This is a genomic window from Micromonospora sp. NPDC007230 (genome assembly GCF_042869115.1).
Classification (GTDB): Bacteria; Actinomycetota; Actinomycetes; order Mycobacteriales; family Micromonosporaceae; genus Micromonospora.
In genome coordinates this window covers 34056-50894 of sequence record NZ_JBIAFE010000002.1, presented here as the reverse complement: position 1 = coordinate 50894, position 16839 = coordinate 34056, and the positions used below count along the sequence as shown (strand labels likewise).

Annotated in this window: 18 protein-coding genes and 2 pseudogenes; 12 read left to right on the top strand and 8 right to left on the bottom strand. The window is 68.1% G+C overall.

The window, feature by feature from the left end; translation table 11 throughout:
- Positions 1-4 precede the first annotated feature (4 nt).
- On the top strand, positions 5-730 hold the full coding sequence (locus ACFYML_RS03435) for a helix-turn-helix transcriptional regulator (RefSeq protein ID WP_387419064.1): 726 nt from the start codon (positions 5-7) through the stop codon (positions 728-730).
- Positions 731-937: 207 nt separating this feature from the next.
- Here ACFYML_RS03435 and ACFYML_RS03430 read toward each other — a convergent pair.
- Positions 938-1219, bottom strand: a pseudogene (locus tag ACFYML_RS03430) (helix-turn-helix domain-containing protein); the annotation flags it as partial.
- Positions 1220-1329: 110 nt separating this feature from the next.
- Between ACFYML_RS03430 and ACFYML_RS03425 the strand changes: the two are divergent.
- Positions 1330-1854, top strand: coding sequence for an RNA polymerase sigma factor (locus ACFYML_RS03425; RefSeq protein WP_387419063.1), 525 nt, complete (start codon positions 1330-1332; stop codon positions 1852-1854).
- A complete protein-coding gene (locus tag ACFYML_RS03420; protein WP_387419062.1) occupies positions 1851-3026 on the top strand; it encodes a CU044_5270 family protein in 1176 nt (391 codons plus the stop codon). The genes ACFYML_RS03425 and ACFYML_RS03420 overlap by 4 nt, the downstream gene beginning before the upstream one ends.
- Positions 3027-3145: 119 nt before the next feature.
- On the opposite strand, the gene ACFYML_RS03415 is transcribed toward ACFYML_RS03420, so the two are convergent.
- Positions 3146-3325, bottom strand: coding sequence for a hypothetical protein (locus tag ACFYML_RS03415; protein ID WP_387419061.1), 180 nt, complete (start codon positions 3323-3325; stop codon positions 3146-3148).
- 16 nt (positions 3326-3341) lie between these two features.
- Between ACFYML_RS03415 and ACFYML_RS03410 the strand changes: the two genes are divergently transcribed.
- From ACFYML_RS03410 to ACFYML_RS03390, 5 genes are all read left to right on the top strand, one after another.
- Complete coding sequence (locus tag ACFYML_RS03410; protein ID WP_387419060.1) at positions 3342-3521, top strand: hypothetical protein; 180 nt, start codon at positions 3342-3344, stop codon at positions 3519-3521.
- A gap of 219 nt (positions 3522-3740) precedes the next feature.
- The gene (locus ACFYML_RS03405; RefSeq protein ID WP_387419059.1) at positions 3741-4223 is read left to right on the top strand and encodes a hypothetical protein; all 483 of its coding nucleotides are present in this window, start codon (positions 3741-3743) and stop codon (positions 4221-4223) included.
- A gap of 168 nt (positions 4224-4391) precedes the next feature.
- Positions 4392-4598, top strand: coding sequence for a hypothetical protein (locus ACFYML_RS03400; protein WP_387419058.1), 207 nt, complete (start codon positions 4392-4394; stop codon positions 4596-4598).
- 157 nt (positions 4599-4755) lie between these two features.
- Positions 4756-5343, top strand: coding sequence for a YcxB family protein (locus tag ACFYML_RS03395; protein ID WP_387419057.1), 588 nt, complete (start codon positions 4756-4758; stop codon positions 5341-5343).
- 23 nt (positions 5344-5366) lie between these two features.
- The gene (locus ACFYML_RS03390; protein ID WP_387419056.1) at positions 5367-5585 is read left to right on the top strand and encodes a hypothetical protein; all 219 of its coding nucleotides are present in this window, start codon (positions 5367-5369) and stop codon (positions 5583-5585) included.
- Between the two features lie 924 nt (positions 5586-6509).
- Here the strand turns inward: ACFYML_RS03390 and ACFYML_RS03385 are convergent.
- Together ACFYML_RS03385 and ACFYML_RS03380 are read right to left on the bottom strand one after the other, a co-directional pair.
- Entirely contained in the window at positions 6510-6650 is a 141-nt protein-coding gene (locus ACFYML_RS03385; RefSeq protein ID WP_387419055.1) for a hypothetical protein, read from the bottom strand.
- A 144-nt stretch (positions 6651-6794) separates the two neighbouring features.
- On the bottom strand, positions 6795-8003 hold the full coding sequence (locus tag ACFYML_RS03380) for a hypothetical protein (RefSeq protein WP_387419054.1): 1209 nt from the start codon (positions 8001-8003) through the stop codon (positions 6795-6797).
- A 289-nt stretch (positions 8004-8292) separates the two neighbouring features.
- Between ACFYML_RS03380 and ACFYML_RS03375 the strand changes: the two genes are divergently transcribed.
- Together ACFYML_RS03375 and ACFYML_RS03370 are read left to right on the top strand one after the other, a co-directional pair.
- Positions 8293-8964, top strand: coding sequence for a PPOX class F420-dependent oxidoreductase (locus tag ACFYML_RS03375; protein ID WP_387419053.1), 672 nt, complete (start codon positions 8293-8295; stop codon positions 8962-8964).
- 1034 nt (positions 8965-9998) lie between these two features.
- Positions 9999-12089 (top strand): bifunctional polysaccharide deacetylase/glycosyltransferase family 2 protein, encoded by a 2091-nt coding sequence (locus ACFYML_RS03370; RefSeq protein ID WP_387419400.1) that lies wholly within the window; start codon positions 9999-10001, stop codon positions 12087-12089.
- A gap of 68 nt (positions 12090-12157) precedes the next feature.
- On the opposite strand, the gene ACFYML_RS03365 is transcribed toward ACFYML_RS03370, so the two are convergent.
- The 3 genes from ACFYML_RS03365 to ACFYML_RS03355 form a co-directional block, all read right to left on the bottom strand.
- Positions 12158-13198 carry a glycoside hydrolase family 6 protein gene (locus ACFYML_RS03365; RefSeq protein WP_387419052.1) on the bottom strand — a complete coding sequence of 347 codons (1041 nt, stop codon included), beginning with the start codon at positions 13196-13198 and terminating at the stop codon, positions 12158-12160.
- A 521-nt stretch (positions 13199-13719) separates the two neighbouring features.
- Positions 13720-14070: a hypothetical protein gene (locus ACFYML_RS03360; protein WP_387419051.1), complete on the bottom strand. Its 351-nt coding sequence runs from the start codon at positions 14068-14070 to the stop codon at positions 13720-13722.
- A gap of 61 nt (positions 14071-14131) precedes the next feature.
- Entirely contained in the window at positions 14132-14959 is an 828-nt protein-coding gene (locus ACFYML_RS03355) for a LacI family DNA-binding transcriptional regulator (RefSeq protein WP_387419050.1), read from the bottom strand.
- A gap of 194 nt (positions 14960-15153) precedes the next feature.
- Between ACFYML_RS03355 and ACFYML_RS03350 the strand changes: the two genes are divergently transcribed.
- Both ACFYML_RS03350 and ACFYML_RS03345 read left to right on the top strand, forming a co-directional pair.
- Positions 15154-15648 carry a YfbM family protein gene (locus ACFYML_RS03350; protein ID WP_387419399.1) on the top strand — a complete coding sequence of 165 codons (495 nt, stop codon included), beginning with the start codon at positions 15154-15156 and terminating at the stop codon, positions 15646-15648.
- A gap of 212 nt (positions 15649-15860) precedes the next feature.
- A complete protein-coding gene (locus tag ACFYML_RS03345; protein WP_387419049.1) occupies positions 15861-16163 on the top strand; it encodes a DUF4193 domain-containing protein in 303 nt (100 codons plus the stop codon).
- Positions 16164-16634: 471 nt separating this feature from the next.
- Here the strand turns inward: ACFYML_RS03345 and ACFYML_RS03340 are convergent.
- Positions 16635-16715 (bottom strand): annotated as a pseudogene (locus ACFYML_RS03340) (hypothetical protein); the annotation flags it as partial.
- Positions 16716-16839: the final 124 nt, after the last annotated feature.

Sequence of the window (16839 nt, the reverse complement as noted above, 5' to 3'; positions counted from 1 at the left end):
TGCCATGGTGACGCTGGACGGCTACCTGCTCGCCCCGTCCCAGGATCAGTTCAGCCTCAGTTTCGACAGGTACGACGACTGGTGCCTGCTGCTGCCGAGGACTGGATCCTTCACCTTCGAGGTCTCCGGCGGACCGCGAGGGGTTGCCAAGCGCGGCGACATCGTCGTCTGCCCGCCGGGCGGCACGCTCTGGCGCCGGATGCAGACTCCGACCTCCTTCTTCCATGCGCGCTTCACCACTGAGCTGGAGCCGCCGATCGGCCGTACGCGCGTACCGGACGTCGACCGGTACCGCGCCGACCTCGCGATGCTCGAAGCCGCCGAAGCCCACCCCGGCTTGCTGGCCGCTCATGTCGTCACCGACCTCATCCTGATGATGCGCCGCACCCACCGCGGCGCGCCCGGAGACGAGCTGGTGCGGCAAGCGACAGTGTTGATCCTGGATCACTTCACCTCGCCGGACCTTTCGCTCGGTGATCTGGCCGCGGCACTCGGCATCAGTCCAACGCAGCTCTCACGACGCTTCCGGGCCGTCCGGGGCGTCACGCCGGTCGCGTACCTCCGCAGCGTCCGGCTGCAGAAGGCACGGGAGCTGCTGACCGAGACCGACGACACACTGCAGGCGATCGCCGAGCGCTGTGGGTACCGGAGCGCGTTCTACCTCAGCCGGGTCTTTAGCAACCACACCGGCCAGTCGCCATCGCAGTACCGGCACGACAGCCGTGTCTGAGTAACGAGGGACGTCGCAGCGAACGATCTCCCCACCCTCGCCGGCACAGTGCGATTGCCGAAAACCTCGTCCACGCAGGTCACGCCGAATTCTGGTACTCGTGGAGGATGCCGCCGAGGCGATCGCGTCGTCGTATCTCGAGTTCACGGCGGCCAAGCTCGAAGACCAGACGACGGGCACCCCAGCGGGGATGGTCCGGCGCAGCTCACAGATCAGCGCCTCCACCTCCGGCGGGGTCTGCCCTGGCGAGGAGCGTGGCCGGCTGGACCGATCGGCCAGCCCTTCCAGACCCTCGTCGGCATACCAGGCCAGCCAGCGATGCACGGCCTGGCGGGAGACTCCGAACCGTTCGGCGACCCCTGATCCCCGGCGGCTGGCGCGGAAGGCGGGGAGCCAGGAGGGCCGCCGCAGAACGACAGAGTGCTTCGAGCCGGCGGTCACCCGACCCGGGGGCAGCGGTCTGCCTGCGGTGACCGGGGCGAAATCCATGGCTGATGTAAGAAACGGTGTGCCCGAGACATTTCTTGGTGATGGAGAACCTCTGACAGGAAGGGTCGAAGTCAGTGCCAGAACCTCAACCGGAGGACCATTTCACCTCTGTGTACCGGGCGCACTACCGGCAGGTGTATGCGTATGCCGTCGCGCGCGCTGGTCGTCAGCTGGCCGATGAGGTCGTCGCCGAGACGTTTCTGGTGGCGTGGCGGCGGTTGCCGGCGCTGCCGAGGGCTGCGCCGCTGCCATGGCTGCTTGCCGTCGCTCGCAATGTGGTGGGTGAACGATACCGCGCGGAGGAACGGCGGCAAGCGGTCGCTGCCGAGATGCGCGCGTGGATCACCGACGAGGAGTTGTCCGTCGCCGACGTAGCAGACAGTGTCGCCGAGCGGGCTGCAGTGCTCGCGGCTCTCGCTCAATTGTCCGACGACGACCGCGAATTGTTGACGCTGGTCGCCTGGCATGGGTTGGCGCCAGTTCACGCGGCTCGGGTCCTCGGCTGCTCTACAGCGACGTACTACGTGCGCCTGCATCGCGCCCGGCGTCACTTGAAGGCCGCGATGGCCGCCACCACCGAACCGGAATTCCCTCGATCCGCCGCCACGCTTATTCCGAAGGAGTCAATCCAATGAGCCGCTCACCAGACGTCTTGAACCTGCTTGCCAAGGCCAGACCGGCACGACTGAACCCACCGCCGAACCGGGCCGAGGGCACCGCACAGGCCATTGCCGGCATCATGGCCGATGCTTCAGCCGCCGACCGGCATGCCGCGCTCGACCAGCCCCGCACGCCCCGACGTCGGCGGGCGGTCTTGCTCCAGGCGGTAGGGGGGGCCGCGGCGGCTATCACCGCCGTCGCGGTGGCCGTGGCCGTGGCCGGGCCAGGCACCGCTCCGCGCGATGCACCCAACGCCGCATCCAGTGTCGCGTCGCCGGCCCCGCAGAGGCCGATGGACGCTAGCCGGTTGCTGCTCGTAGCAGCCGAACACAGCAACGAAACCTCGTCAGACAGCGGGCGCTATCTGACCATCCAAACGGAGAGCGGCTGGGCGGTGCCGGTCGAGGCCGCCAACGGCACATACACCATGTTCGAAAGGAGCGGTAGCCAGTACTGGCTGGCCCGCTCCAGCGCCGACCGCAGTTGGGTCATTTCGCAGTCGCTCGGCGCTGCGCCCGCCACGCCAAGTGACGAGGCCGCCTGGCGCCGCAACGGTTCCCCGGCAGTCATCAGGATCACCAAGCCGAAGCCGTTCGACCTGCAGATCGCCCCGGGCAAGGTCCACGGCAACACAGTCGACGCAGCGCATCTCTTCGCCCTCGGCGACCGAAACGTGTCGCAGGCAGAACTCGACGCCCTGCCGACTGACCCGGTCGCCCTCCGCGGCGCACTGCTCAGCCGCTTTGACGGGGGAGGCAGCGACATGCCCACCGACCGCGATCAGTGGCTGTTCACCGTCGCCGCCAGCGTGGTGATCGACCTGCCGGTCAGCAACAAGGTCCGCGCCGCCGCATACCGCATGCTCGCCACGTTGCCGGGGGTCCGCGGGCTGGGCCTCGTGCACGACATGCACGGCCGGCCCGGGCAGGCGATCGCATTCGCCCAGGAAAGCCCCACGTTCGGTCGCTTTGAGGTGCGTCTGATCATCGACCCGGACACCGGGCAGGCCCTCGGCAGGGAGATGCGCGCGGTGCAGCCGCGCGGCCCGCAGTCGCGGATCGAGCCAGGCGCTATCAGCACGTACCAGCTGGTGCTGGTCTCGCAGAACACCGACGACAATCCGCCGAAGGTCGACGTCACCGACTGAGCCACCGCGAGTGGACAAGACACGTGCGAGAGCTGTACCGAGCCTGGTGCTGATGGCCCTCGCGTCACCTTGCGATTAGGCGTAGGCCCCCACGGACCAGCCCCAGTGGGGGCCTACGTCTACCCGACCGCGACGGCGCCAAAGGCGCCCTGCTCGCCGCATACGCGGCCACGCCCATCCGGCACGTCTTCGTCGACACCGGCTTCGCCGGTCGCCTCGTCGACTGGGCACGCGACACCCTCCGCACCACGATCGAGATCGTGCGCAAACCAGCCGACCAGCGCGGATTCGTCGTGCACCCCCGCCGTTGGGGTGGTGGAGCGGATCCTGGCCTGGCTGACCGCCCACCGCCGCCTGGCCCGCGACTACGAGACCCGCCCCGCCGCCTCGGAAGCCATGATCCGCTGGGCCGCCATCGCCGGCACGCTCCACCGCCTCACCCGAGGCGAACCCGCCACCCGCCAGCAACGCCGAACCTTCAACACACCCGGCTGAGCCACAATGTGAAACTCCCTCTCAGATGGCGGTGGTGGAGAAATTGCTGTTGGCCGTCCGGTCAGGGGGAATGCCGACTCTGGCGGCGTCTGAGTGTGCACCGTGCACAACGCGATGGGGCATTTGAGCATCGTGCACGGTGGCTCTTAGCAGGAGCTGCGTCATAGCGTGCTCTCGGTGCGGATGAAGATCGCACTAGCTTCAGAGAGGATGTAATCCTTGAGATACCTGACGACGGTTCGAGGCGGACTCGCGCGTTCTCGGCGTGCGGTTGGCGGGGCCCTCGCTCTCGCGACCGCGGCGTTCGTGGTGTTCGCCGCGCCGGCGCCGGCCATGGCCGCCGAGGATTGGTACAAAGGCTGCAACGACGGTGAAACCGCATGCCAGACCGGCGTCCAGGTCGGAGCGGGGGAAGGCGAATGCCATTCAACCCCCTACGGCAACACGACTGTCTGCGTCGACTACTACGGTGACTACGTCTACGTCAAGGACGGCAAGACCGACGGAAACTCGGCGATCGGGGCAGTCAGCGCCTACGAGGGCTCCTACTCGTTCCGATACTGCCGCAACCCTTATGGATCCGGTACCTGGGCCAGGTGCAACTTTGACTGGATCGAAGGGGCTTACAAGGAGGCTTGGGCCGGCTACCGGGAGAGCACCCCCCTTCTGCATCTGCAAAAGCTGTGGGGTTTCTACGGTTAATCAGCGTCATCAGGGCGTCCCGGTAGCCGTTGGATCGGCCGCCGGGACGCCCTTCCCGATCACCAGCCGCTGTTCCTCACGATCCGGCCATGGTTTGGGTACGCGACACCGGGGCGGCAACAGGCACGGGGCGTCGATCATCGGAGTTTGTTGTCGGGGAACCGGCAGGTGTCCGCGCTGATCCACCGGGCCGACTTCGAGACGGAGACGCGCCTATGGGTGCCGGTGCTGTCGGTCCTGGAGGCGGAGAGGGAACATCTGCTCGACTGGACGATTGTCCGGACCATGCCCAGGCTCACCTCTGACCGGTGGGGAGCGATCCTCTACACCGAGCAAGCGGGCTTCGACACCACGCCTCCTCAGCCGGAGGCATAGCGGCCACAACTTACAAGCGAGAGGTCGGAGGTGGGGATAGGGCGCCGCGCATCGACGATGAGGACCAGGTCCAGGCCATCACCAGGCCGCCCATAGGCAGACGGAGGCGACCAATGATGACCACAGGGATGCACGGCGGTGAGTAGGCTCTCCAGTCATGCCCCCGGAGAACGTCACGGCCCACTCCGTGCAGCTGCACTACGTCCTCACGTCGGACGACCTGCTGGACGGCTTCGCCGCCCAGAACCGCAGCATCGCGCGTCCCTGGTATCTGCGGTGGCTGAGCACCCTACTGACGGTCGGCCTGCTCGCTGTCGTCTTCGTTTCCTCTGCATTGTCTGCGAATGTGGCGGCGGGCACCGCTGTGATAGGTGCCGTCGTGCTGTTCATCGTGGTGGTGCCCGTCACCGTCGGGTTCAGCCTGCTGCTGCGCCGGTTCTTCGGCGGCTCCCGCTGGATCTACCGGCTTCAGGTTCGGCAGATCATGCGCGGCAATCCTGCGCTGTCCCAGCCCATGCAGGCCACGGTTACCGACATCGGGGTGCATCTCAGCAGCGCCGCCGGACAATCGACGACAAGTTGGGCTCAGTACCCGCTGCACGTCGAGACCGATCGGTCGTTCGTCCTGCTTGCATCTGAGCGGCGCGGCGGAGCAGTGCTCGTACTCCCGAAGCGGGGGCTCGATGCGGCGGGCCCGGCACCGCTGCGCTCGTTGCTCTCCGCCCACTCCCGCCGACTTTCCTGACCGACCACCTACCGGCGTTGCTGATGCCGTTCGATCTCCCTGTCCAGCAGCGCGAGGAGCGCATAGATGTCAGCGAGGTGCGCTGCTGCCTGCTGCGTACGAGCATGCAGGTCATCCAAGGTGCGGCAGATCTGGTCCTTGGCGTGATCTGGGACCGGAACGGGCGTCTCGGCCGTCGTCTGCCCTGTTCTCCCCAGGTCGAGCAACCCGCAGCGGCGCAGCAGCCGTACCCGGGCCTCTGACCAGGTAAACCATCATGCCGTGCTCGCCCCGTGTCATTGGCCTGCGATCCACTTGATCGGCCGGGCCGCGCCGAGGGGCGGGCGGAACCGCTCGAGGTCGTCGGCGCGTACCAGGTAGTGGTGTAAGCACCTTGACGTCGTCCCCGAAGGGCGAGCGGTGGTCGGTCGCGAGCGGCTTCAGCCGGCCGGCCACCTGAGCGTCGAGTGCCCTACGCCCGCGCGGCCAGCCCTTCGTCACCTGCTCACCGAAAGCAGGACCAGCGACACCACATCATGAACACTGTCTGCGCACGCTCGCTCACGCAAATGTAACGGCTCGGAGGGGCGTACCGCTTGTCATGGTGGAAGGCCGAGGGGCGTGGCCCTCGCGGCAGACGACACGAACTCGTCCCGCTCACCCGAACAGAGCACCAGACGCTCCGTTGGAGGCAAACCGGTGGCGTACTCAACGACCCGCACCGAACCGACACGCCGGCGTGGCCGCCACGCTGCCGTATCCGTCTGGAACCAACCCACACAGCTGCTGCGGCAGCTCCATCAGCGTTCACGGCAGGGGCCGCCGCGCGTCGTGGTCGCCGTGATCGTCCTGCTGGTCATCAGCGTCACCATGATCGTGGCGATGTTGGCCCGATGACCTCGTGCCGACTCGTGGCAAGCACTGGCAGACCTGTACCGAAAAATCGTCCCCGTCCGAGCAGACCTGCTCCCAGCCACCCGTGCAGCCCCAGGCCTAGGCATTCAGTCCGCCGTCAGGGGGCGAAACGGTGCGGTACAAGTGGCGGTCTGAAGGTTGGCTCGGTGTCAGCTAGGGGGTCGCCTGCGAGGCAGGTGGAAGGCGCACCGGCCTGGGTGGCAGCCCGCAGAATCGAATCGCCCAGGAGACGCCCGCGCCGTGTGCGAACGGCAGTGGGGTACCCGGAGAAGTCACCGCCGGTTACCCCACCCCCGACCTGCCGGTTCCAGGGCGGTCGCGTTGCTGCCGGAGCCGGTCAATGGATGGTGGTCGGCGCGCTGCCGGACCGGCAGGATGAGGCGGGTGGCGGTCAGGTTCAGTGTCGCGTTCACCGTGGTGTTCGGTGGCCGGTAGGTGGGTTGGTCGATCTGCGCCAGGTCCAGTCGGGCCGCGTGGGTGCGCTGTTGGGCTGCCTGCGCGGGATGCGCTCACTCCGTTGTACCGGGGATTGAACGGCGGTGCTGCCGGTCGGGTGATCATCGGTAGCACCGCCAGGCGTACGGGTCACCCGGATTCGATGTCCGTGCGTAGGCGCCCGAATCGTACGTGTCGCGGCAGGCGACGTCCATGTCGACGATGGACGCGGAGAGAAGCCTCGTACATTGCCAGCGGCCGTCGTTGCGGGCCTCCGCTGAGCCTCCGGTGTACCGATCGCAGTATCGCTGGGCCATGTTCGTCACACCGCGGCTGCTCGATGGGCCGAGCAGGACCGGGCTCGAGCTCTGCGTTTGCGTAGGCGCGACGGACGGTGTGGCGCTGGGCGTGGCGGAAGACGTGACACGCGGTGTGGCGCTGGGTGTGAGGGAAGGAATCAGCGACGGTGTGGCGCTGGGCGTGCCGGAGGAACTGCGTGGTGCCGCTGAATTGGGCGACGTGGACGGCACCTCCGGGAAGGCGATCGGCTCCTCGGACGGGTCCGGCGGTGCGGTGGTCGCCGAAACCGGCAGCCCGCCTTCCGGTGGGTGGCCCGAACCCCACATGAACGCCAAGGCGCAGAGCAGCGTTCCTAACGCGAGCCCTCCGACCGGAATCAGCCAGCGGCGCCGTCGGCTGGCCGGTCGCGGGCGGGCACGCCCGTGGCTGTGCTTCCCTCGATGCCGCCCGCCCTCCTCCGCCTCGGGGTCCTGCGGGCCCGACTCGTCGTGGCGGTACTCGTTGCGGCCGGCGGAAACATCCTGCGGGTAATACCCCTCGTCGGTGTAGCCCGCCTCCGGTGGGGCGTACCTTTCCTGCGGCGCGCCGTACGCGCCCTCGTGGACCGAACTGGCACCGATCGGTCGGTACGGATCGTGGTCCCGGCGTTCCTCCCGATAGGCCTGGTCGTGCTCGTGGTACAGATAGGCCCGGTCGGGCTCGTCGTACTCGGGTTCGGGGTAGTCCAGCGGGTCGGACGGTCGATACGCGTGCCCGTGCTGGCGGTACGCCCCGTCGTACTGCTCGTACTGCCGGTGTCGATGCCTTGCGTGCCGCCCTTCGCGCTCCTGGTGGACGTTCTCGGGCTGGTACGGCTCCGACAGGTCCTCACGCCACTGCGACGCGGTGTCCCCCGGCCACTCGTAGGACGAGTCGGAATCGTCTGCTGCCAGTCGGGACTGCCGAGAGACCCAGCTGTCCAAGCCATTCGCCGCGTCGCCGTGATGTCGCGCAGCCCGATCGCCGGAATAAGCGGTCGATCTCTCGGCCACGGTCGCTGGCCTCCTCGGAAAGCACAGATACGGACAGCAAGCTGACCTTACTCACCATCGGCCAAAAGTCCACCCGGCCATCACGCGAACAGGCGACCTTTGAGCCCGTCCAGACGACGTGCGCAGAGGCGTTAGGCGGGTGTAGCGGGCTGGCACAGCAACTCGCCCGTGGCCGGATCCTGGCACAGGTATCGGCGGCCCTCGTGCATCCACCCCCAAAGCCAGTCCTTGAACAGGGGTCGCCGGCAGTGCCGACAGCTTGCGCTTAGCGTTTCCTCGGGATCCGGTTGTGCCACCTGGACAGGCGTTTCCACCTCTGCAGGCGCCACAACTGTGGGTTCCGACGAGGCGGTGGCAGCGGAGTGGCGGGCTGGCCGGGGCTGCGGAGCTTGGATTGACGGTTTGGTCTCGACCATGCGTGTACTCCCTCTGCGCCTATACGACCGGGCCGGGCGGCACCCTCGGTTTGCCGCCACACCCGTCAGGGAAGGTGCTTAAGCCCGTTCTCTCCACAAAAGGAGGCGTTGCGGGTCGCCTTGCCGTTACGGCACCGCTGGTTAGACCGGGGAAGGGGCGGGGGCCGTGCAGGTCAAGCGCAACCTCGCCCGCCTCGCACCGCAGGACGTCGCTTTCAAGTGACGAGATCGCGTACCCGCGGTCGCAGCCGCTCGGGCTCGCGACGCTCGGCGCGGGCGGTCAGCCCGACGTCGTGCCGGTGGCCGTCGAGTTCGACGGGACCTTCCTGTGGGTCGGCGGTGGCGCCACCGTGCGCGGCACCCGGAAGTTTCGCAACATCGCCTCGAGAAACCACAAGGTGGCATTGGTGGTCGACGACCTGGTGTCGCTCGAACCATTCGTCGCCCGGGGCATCCGCGTGTACGGCCACGCCGAGCAGCCTTTCGAGCGGGTCGGCCTGGTCGGTTCGGGCACCTACCTGCGCATCACGCCCACCGTGTCCTGAAGCTGGAACCTTGCCGGCGTGCCTGCCGGCGACACGTGGTACCCGGCGAACAAGACAGCGCACTAGCCCAGAACCGAACGTGTGCTGCGGCGCACTTGGCAGAGCTGCTCGCCGCGCACTGCCCAGCGGCCCGCTGACCGAGCCGCGAGAAGGCAAGGGTGGGCCGCATCCGGGGATGGGGCGCTGGGGCTTGGCTCCGGCGTTGTGGGCGCCCTGGCCCCAGCCCACGAGCGAGATCTGGGGCTGCCACGGCATCGGGGTCATCGGACGAACCATCAGGAGTTCCTCATGGTGGGCGTCGCCCCAAGCTGGACAACGCGCCATCGGCACCGAGGAAAGGACCGGCCGGCGTGACACCGCCCATCGATCCACCGACCGTCGCGCGACAATCCACGAACACGCTGAATTCAATTGAAACGGAGTCTTAAAGGGTTGTAGGCGGACGGAACGGGGGCGACGAAGGCGAATCGTTTCCGCGACTAAGATCCCGCGCGTGGATCAAACCGCCATCATTCCCGCCGTACCAGAGCCACCCCCGGTCTTTGTCGATCCGAGCGGTCGGCGGCGGCGGTGGCTGCGCCGCCTCGCGTACGGCTTCGGCGTGCTCGGTGTCGGCTACACGCTGGTGGTGGGGGTGAGCTTCGCCGGCGGTCCGGCGCGTCCCGAGACCGTCTTACCGTTTGTCGAACCCACTGCGAGCCCGTCCTGGCAGCCGCCCCCCGCCCTCTCGCCCGATCAGTCGCCGACCGCTGGTGCCTCCGCCAGGCCTTCGGCCCGGCCCACCTCGCTGCGTACCGGCACGCCAGCCGCCGGCTCTGGCGCAGCATCCCGTAGCTCCGCGTCGGCCAGGCCGAGTGCGCCCCGGCCCTCCGTCCCGACGTCGCCGAAGCCCAAGCCGGGGCCTACATCGCCGGGCCCGACCGGGCAGGGGCCTGCCGGTGAGTGACCGCAGTGGCGTGGGGCTGAAGGCCCAGCGTCACGCGCGCCGGACGTACCGGCGTATTGTGCCGCGCCCCAGTTGGACGGTGCTCGCGATGGTGTTCGTGCTGCTCGGCGGGTTGCTCTTCGTCGAGGCGTACGCCAACGCCGCCTTCGTGCCCGATCACAAGGCCACCCCCAGAGGCCAGGACAACGTGCCCACCGAGGTACGCGACGGCGGCCCCATCCTCAACGTCGGCGCCGACGGGCGTACCCAGTCGCACCGCCTGCCGCCCCGTACCCTGGCGCTGACCTTCGACGACGGACCGGATCCACGCTGGACGCCGGAGGTGCTCCGGGTGCTGGCGCGGCACCAGGTGAAGGCAACCTTCTTCGTCCTGGGCACGCAGGTTGTCCGGCATCCTGAGCTGGCCCGAGAGATGGTGGCGGCCGGACACGAACTCGGCGTGCACACGTTCACCCACGCCAACCTTGCCGACCTCCCCGCCTGGCGACGGCAGTTGGAGTACGAGCAGACCCAGATGGCGATCGCCAGCGCCACCGGAGTCCGGACTTCCCTTCTGCGCTTCCCATACTCCTCGCGCGCGGACGCCTATACGGACGGGGACTGGCCGCTGCTGCGGCAGGCCGGTGAGCTGGGCTACCTCACGGTGGTCAACGACGTCGACAGCCTGGACTGGGCGAAGCCCGGCATCGAGACGATGATCGCCAACGCCACGCCGTCGGGATACGCGGGAGCTATCTCGCTGTGGCACGACGCCGGTGGTGACCGGTCGGGAACGGTCACCGCCCTTGACCGGTACATCCCGCTGATGAAGGCGCGCGGTTACCGCTTCACCACGGTGACCGAGGGGCTGAACCTCGCGTTGGCCGGGGCAGGTGTTGCGGTGGCGGGGCACACCCCGGTCAGGCTCGGCGAGCGGTGGCGCGGTGACGTGCTGGCGCTGGCGGTGCGCGGTGCCGATGCCACGTTCAGCGTCTTCGGTGTGCTCTTCGTGATCGTCGGGGTGCTCACGCTCGGGCGTACCGTCCTGCTGTTCCTGCTCGCTCTGCGGCACGCACGCCGGCGACGGCGTCACGACTTTTCGTGGGGTCCCCCGGTGACCGAACCGGTCTCCGTGGTCGTCCCGGCGTACAACGAGAAGGAGGGCATCGCCGCGGCGGTGCGGTCCCTGGCGGGCGGTGACCACCCCGGCGGGATCGAGGTCGTCGTCGTCGACGACGGGTCCACCGACGGTACGGCCGACATCGCCGAGGCCCTCCGGCTGCCGAACGTACGAGTGGTGCGCAAGCCGAACGGGGGCAAGCCGAGCGCATTGAACACCGGCGTCGCGTTGGCGCGGTTCAACCTGATCGTCATGGTGGACGGGGACACCATCTTCGAGCGCGACGCGGTCCGGCGACTGGTCCAGCCGTTCGCTGATCCTCGCGTGGGTGCCGTGGCCGGCAACGTCAAGGTGGGCAACCGTGGCAGCCTGATCGCCAAGTGGCAGCACATCGAGTACGTCATCGGATTCAACCTGGATCGCCGCCTGTACGAGACCCTGCGGTGCATGCCCACCGTCCCAGGCGCGATCGGGGCGTTCCGCCGGCAGGCGCTCAACGAGGTAGGCGGGATGACCGACGAGACGCTGGCGGAGGACACCGACATCACCATGGCGTTGGGCCGGGCCGGCTGGCACGTGGTGTACGAGGAGACGGCCCGCGCGTGGACCGAGGCGCCGACCACCCTCGGACAACTGTGGAAGCAGCGGTACCGCTGGAGCTACGGCACCATCCAGGCGATGTGGAAACACGCGGCTTCGGTCTTCGACCGGGGCGCCTCCGGCCGGTTCAGCCGCCGCTGCCTGGCCTTCCTGGCGCTGTACGGTGTGCTGCTGCCGCTCGGCGCGCCGGTGATCGACCTGCTCGCCGTGTACGGCCTGCTCTTCCTCGACCGGACGGAGACCGTACTGGCCTGGCTGGCGATGCTTGGCCTGCAGTTCGTCACCGCGATCACGGCGTTCCGGCTGGACCGGGAGAAGCTTGGAGTGCTCTGGGCGCTTCCGTTGCAGCAGTTCGCCTACCGGCAACTGATGTACCTGGTGCTGCTCCAGTCGGTGGTCACCGCGTTGACCGGCGGCCGGCTGGGCTGGCAGAAGCTGCGCCGGACCGGGCTCGCGCCGCCAGCACCCGGCCGAGGCTAACTGGTGGTCTGTCTCGACCTGGGTTCCGTTCTGGCCTGGGTTGATGTGATGTTGCGGCGCGTCCGGGGTCAGCCGGCCGCGCCGCGGGCGAGCGCGAGGGCATACTCGGGCCACCAGACCCCGCGCTCGGGTTCGCCGGGGCGGCAGGCTCCGTCGGACTCACCCGGGTACTTGATCCAGAGCAGCGCGTCGACCCGGTCGAGGCCGGGGGCATCGGTGGGTTTCTCGCCGAGCGCCCGGCCCGGCGGGTTGCACCAGCTCGGTGCGCCGTCCACGGTGGCGCCAGCGGCCGGGCCGTTGCCGTTGCGACTCGTGTCGATCACGAACCGGACATCGCCACCAAGGGCGTCGGACAACCGGTGGCCGTACCGAACGTTGTCCCGCGTACGGAGGAAATTGGCGACGTTGAGCGCGAACCCGTCGGCGTCCCTGACGCCGGCCTGGCCCAGTGCCGTGGCCAGCGACGCAGTGTCGCTGATCCACTCGGGGTGCCCGGCGTCCAGGTAAACCCGGGCCGCGCCGGTGCTCTTGAGCACGGCGACCGCGTCGCGCAGTAGCAGGAGCCGTTCCTTGAGGTTGCGGACGCACCGATCCACGGCGTCCGGGACCGCGCCGGGTTCGAGGACCACGATGACCGGCCTGCCCTCGATCCCGCCGGCCAGCTCACGGATCCAGCGCTGGTACTCCTGGCCGGTCGCGGCTCCCCCGGAGCCCAGCCGGTCACAGTCCCGGTCCGGCACGTTATGAATGACCAGGACCGGTGTCTGGCCCGCGATCGTCGCCTGGGTCAGGTAGTCGTCAACCTCCTCGCGAACCGGGGCATCGCCGCCGACCAGCCACTTCGCGCTCGGGCGGGTGCTGATCCGGCGCAGCGTCTCCGCGTCGGCGACCCGGCCGGCACGCTCCCATCGGTCGACCTCCTGAGCGGCCTCGCTGTCCGGGTCCACGTAGAAGACCGGTGGCGGCGGGGGCGGCGAAAACGACGCGGAGTTGTCGACCCCACGTTGCGCAGCGCCACCGCCGCAGCTCGACAGCAACGCGATCAGTACGACCCCGGCTGGCACAAGGGCCCAACGGCGTCGCCCGGGACGGTAAATGGTGCGTACCACGGCGGTCAGGCTACCGGCGTCGGCACCGCCGACGGTTTCGCGGGCACGTCGAGCACCGTCTCACCGTCGTGGACCAGGCGGTGGGCGCGGGTCTGGGCGGTGGAGGGCTGCAACGGCATCGGCAAGCACATCTACGGGCAGGTGCGGCACCGACAAGGCCGGCTACGCCGACATGCTCACGGCCGGTCGCAGGTATCCGGATCAAAGCGTTCGGCCACCATCGAGGTCGTCGACGAACGCGGCCGGGTGCTGGCTGTGCGGTCCATCCCGATGATCACGCTCATCGGCGCCTCCCTTGGCTGAACTCGACGGAGTTTGTCACAAGGAGGGCACCGCTACTTCGAGCAGAACAAGCCCCTTTCCAGCCACTCCTGCGCGGTGCCCGGCGAGACCGCAGGCCATGAGAGAGCTACACCAATGACACCGGTCTGCAGCCGCAATGTGGGAGCGTCTCGGTGGGCACCTGGACCGAGTCTGGCCGGACACCGATCCCGGGCCAAAATGTGCCAGGCGGTGGTAGGTCAAAGCCATTCGGCCCCGACTTGGGTGATGTGAGCGACCAACACATCACGAGTCCGGGTCCGTGACCAGATGTCGACGCATCGGCTATCGCTGCCGAGGTCGACTACGTCAGCCCCTTGCTCCCAAGAGGCTGGCCAAGCATCGAAGCGACGAACCCCTATTAGGCCGTACGCCGTTAAGGAGGCCAGCGCCGGCCCAAGGAGGGCAGCCACCTGCTCTGTCGTCGGTAGCTCGCCCACCACGCAGTCGATGAAGGCTTCCGCGATCTCCCAGAGCGGTCGTGGCGTGTCTCCTTCCAGTGGGCTGAGCACTAGGTACTCGGTGTTGGCCAGCCCGTCTAGGTCGGCCATGGTGCGGATTGTCCCCCGCCGTGCCCGTTGTGAGCCGGGCGGCCGGTCCGGGCTCCGGGAGTCATGATTTCCCTGGCCTGCCGTTTGATAATGCCGGGACCAGGTCCGGGCTACGTCGTACCCCGGCCGGATCATCCAGCACCTGTTCGGCGAGTCTCCGCCCGATTTCCACCGCGTCCGAGGGGCCAAGCGCGGCCGTATCCGCCGGCAGCCCGTGCCGAGTCAGTGCCCGACGCCAACCGGCCATCCGGTCGTCGCTGACGCTTGAGCCGTGCTCCCAGCCGAGGTATGCGATTCTGCGGTAGCCGCGTTGGACGCAGTGGTCGACTGCCTTCTCTGTGCCTTCCGCGCCGTCGACGTCGACCCATGGATAGGCCTGGCTGCCGCCCCACGGCCGGCCGAACGCGACGAAGGGGACCCCTATCGCCTGCAGCAGGGCTGGCCGGGGATCGTCGAGGTGAAGTTCTGTCAACACGACGCCGTCGATACTCCCGCCGTAGTAAAGATCCTCGTACGCCCGCACCTCGACGTTTCCCCACGACGCGGTGACCAGCCGGACGTCGTGGTCTCGATGCGTCGTCTCGCCGCAAAGTTCCTTGACGAACCGGTCGAAAATCGGTCCGTTGAATCCGTTCGGCACCGACGTGATCCGCATTGCCACACACCGGGCGGCGCCACGGCGCATCGCCCGCGCAGACGAGTTCGGCCGATAGTGCAGCTCCGCCACGGCGTCCAGCACTCTCTGCAGCGTCGCCGGCGCCAACCGCTCAGGAGTGTTCAGAGCGTTGGAGACGGTTTGCCGAGATACTCCGGCGTGCCGGGCCACCGTTTCGATTGTCGGGCGCTGCCCGTGGCGCGTCCCTGGCCGAGCCGGCGGAACATCATCCATGACGGATATTCTGCAACCGACCGCAAGACCAGCACGGTCTGCACGACAGTCCAGCGGGACGAGATGAGGCCGGCGAGCGGGACCATGACCGCTGGGCTGCACTCTTAGCCCGAGGGCCGGCGACCGAACCGTAGCTGGCTGTCGACAGCAATGGTGACAGCAAGCCAACGACTAGAAGGGGCCGCTTCGTGGGCATGGAGTTGATCGGGCGCCGGTTGTCGGCGGGGGAGTTGGCGGCAGTGCTCGCCGACCCGTCGGTGGTCGACATGCTGCTCTACGGCGATCTCGACGACGACGAGGCCGAGATGCCCGAGCCGGAGCTGGATCTGGACAAGTCGTGGCACGGCATCCACTACTTGCTCACTGGCACGGCGTGGCAGATCGGGGAGAGTGCTGGGGCGGCGATCCTGGGGGGCGTCGAGATCGGTCCGGATGGTGGCTACGGCCCGCCCCGACTGCTCGATCCGGACTCCGTCCGCGCCATCGCCACGGCGCTCAACGGGCTGGAGGTGGAGACATTGCGCGCCCGCTTCGATCCGGGTGCCATGACAGCCGCCGAAATCTATCCGGACCTTTGGACCAATGGCACCGACGATTTCGACTACCTTATGTCGCACTTCGCCGAACTATGCCAGTTCTATCACTCGGCGGCGGTGAGCGGGCAAGCTGTTTTGCTCGCTATCACCTGAGGCAGGCGCCCGCCGTCCGGTGACCCCTTCGGACCGGCCATGGCCGGGGGAGTGGGAGTTCTTAGTATTCCCCGTCTGGGTGGCGGCCACCGCCGACGGTGCCCCTCGCGTCCAAGGGTGAGCGTTACCCTTCCACCGCTCTCTTGAGCACCACGACATGCCCCCGCGGTCTACCGTCGTGACACCCATATCAAGCGGGAGAGGCCATCACCATGAGCAAGCCCATTGATTACGACGCACCGCGCCGGCCCGTTGTTGAGGTTGAAGACGACAGCTTGGAGGAGCTCAAGGCGCGCGGCGCGGCGTCGCAGTCAGCGAGAGTCGACCTCGACGAGGCCGAGGCTGCCGAGAACTTCGAGTTGCCCGGCGCGGACCTGTCCGGCGAGGAACTGACCGTGGCTGTCGTGCCGATGCAGCCGGACGAGTTTCGATGCGTGCGCTGTTTCCTGGTGCACCATCGCAGTCAGCTCGCCGCGCAGTCCGACGGCCGGGAGGTTTGCCGGGACTGCTCCTGACGTCCGCTGTCGGGCACCATTTCCCGCCACTCCGGGCGGCCACCCAGCCACGCGTCGGCGAGGATCTTTGCCGACGCCCGACTCGGACAGGGGTGTAGCTTCGACCGGCCCGCGATGCCGCCGGTTTGCGCCTCCACTTCCCATCGCTGGCCGTCGGTGCGGATGTAGACGTCGCGGCGCCCTCGCAGGCTCCGGTCCCCGTTCCACCAATGACGCTCGATTCTCACGTGCTGACCGTATAGCACCACTTGCGGAAAGACGAACGACAGGGATCTTGAGAGGAGGCGGCCGGACTGCCCTGCGGGAGGCGTGGAACCTTGGCGGGCTGATTCGTTGGCCGAGGTTCCCGGCGACTGGGCCGAGCAGATGAAGGCCCGCGCGCCAGCGGATCCGAGCGGCGCCGGCGTTGACCGATTGGTCCCAGTTGTCCACTCGTTCGTGAAAGTCACCGTTTCCATAGCCAGGTTCGCCGCTGGTCAGGCAGTCGCCGAATACGTGGAGCACGTCGATGAGGTTGCCGGCCCGTGGCGAGTAGCCGACCGTCTCGACGATGAGGGGCCACTGCCCAACGTCCCGGTACCCATGGAGCCGAGCATCGACGGCGTAGTAGTAGCATGGCCGAGGTCCGGAAACAACAACGCCTCGGCAGCGGCGTCGAGCTGTTCGAGGACCTCAG

Excerpts from the sequence above, each read along its gene's own strand:
- ACFYML_RS03355 (WP_387419050.1), bottom strand. The coding sequence starts at position 14,959 with ATGGATGATGTTCCGCCGGCTCGGCCAGGGACGCGCCACGGGCAGCGC.
- ACFYML_RS03350 (WP_387419399.1), top strand. The coding sequence starts at position 15,154 with ATGGAGTTGATCGGGCGCCGGTTGTCGGCGGGGGAGTTGGCGGCAGTG.
- ACFYML_RS03435 (WP_387419064.1), top strand. The coding sequence starts at position 5 with ATGGTGACGCTGGACGGCTACCTGCTCGCCCCGTCCCAGGATCAGTTC.
- ACFYML_RS03370 (WP_387419400.1), top strand. The coding sequence starts at position 9,999 with ATGGTGTTCGTGCTGCTCGGCGGGTTGCTCTTCGTCGAGGCGTACGCC.
- ACFYML_RS03390 (WP_387419056.1), top strand. The coding sequence starts at position 5,367 with ATGCCGTTCGATCTCCCTGTCCAGCAGCGCGAGGAGCGCATAGATGTC.
- ACFYML_RS03360 (WP_387419051.1), bottom strand. The coding sequence starts at position 14,070 with ATGGCCGACCTAGACGGGCTGGCCAACACCGAGTACCTAGTGCTCAGC.
- ACFYML_RS03420 (WP_387419062.1), top strand. The coding sequence starts at position 1,851 with ATGAGCCGCTCACCAGACGTCTTGAACCTGCTTGCCAAGGCCAGACCG.
- ACFYML_RS03345 (WP_387419049.1), top strand. The coding sequence starts at position 15,861 with ATGAGCAAGCCCATTGATTACGACGCACCGCGCCGGCCCGTTGTTGAG.
- ACFYML_RS03395 (WP_387419057.1), top strand. The coding sequence starts at position 4,756 with ATGCCCCCGGAGAACGTCACGGCCCACTCCGTGCAGCTGCACTACGTC.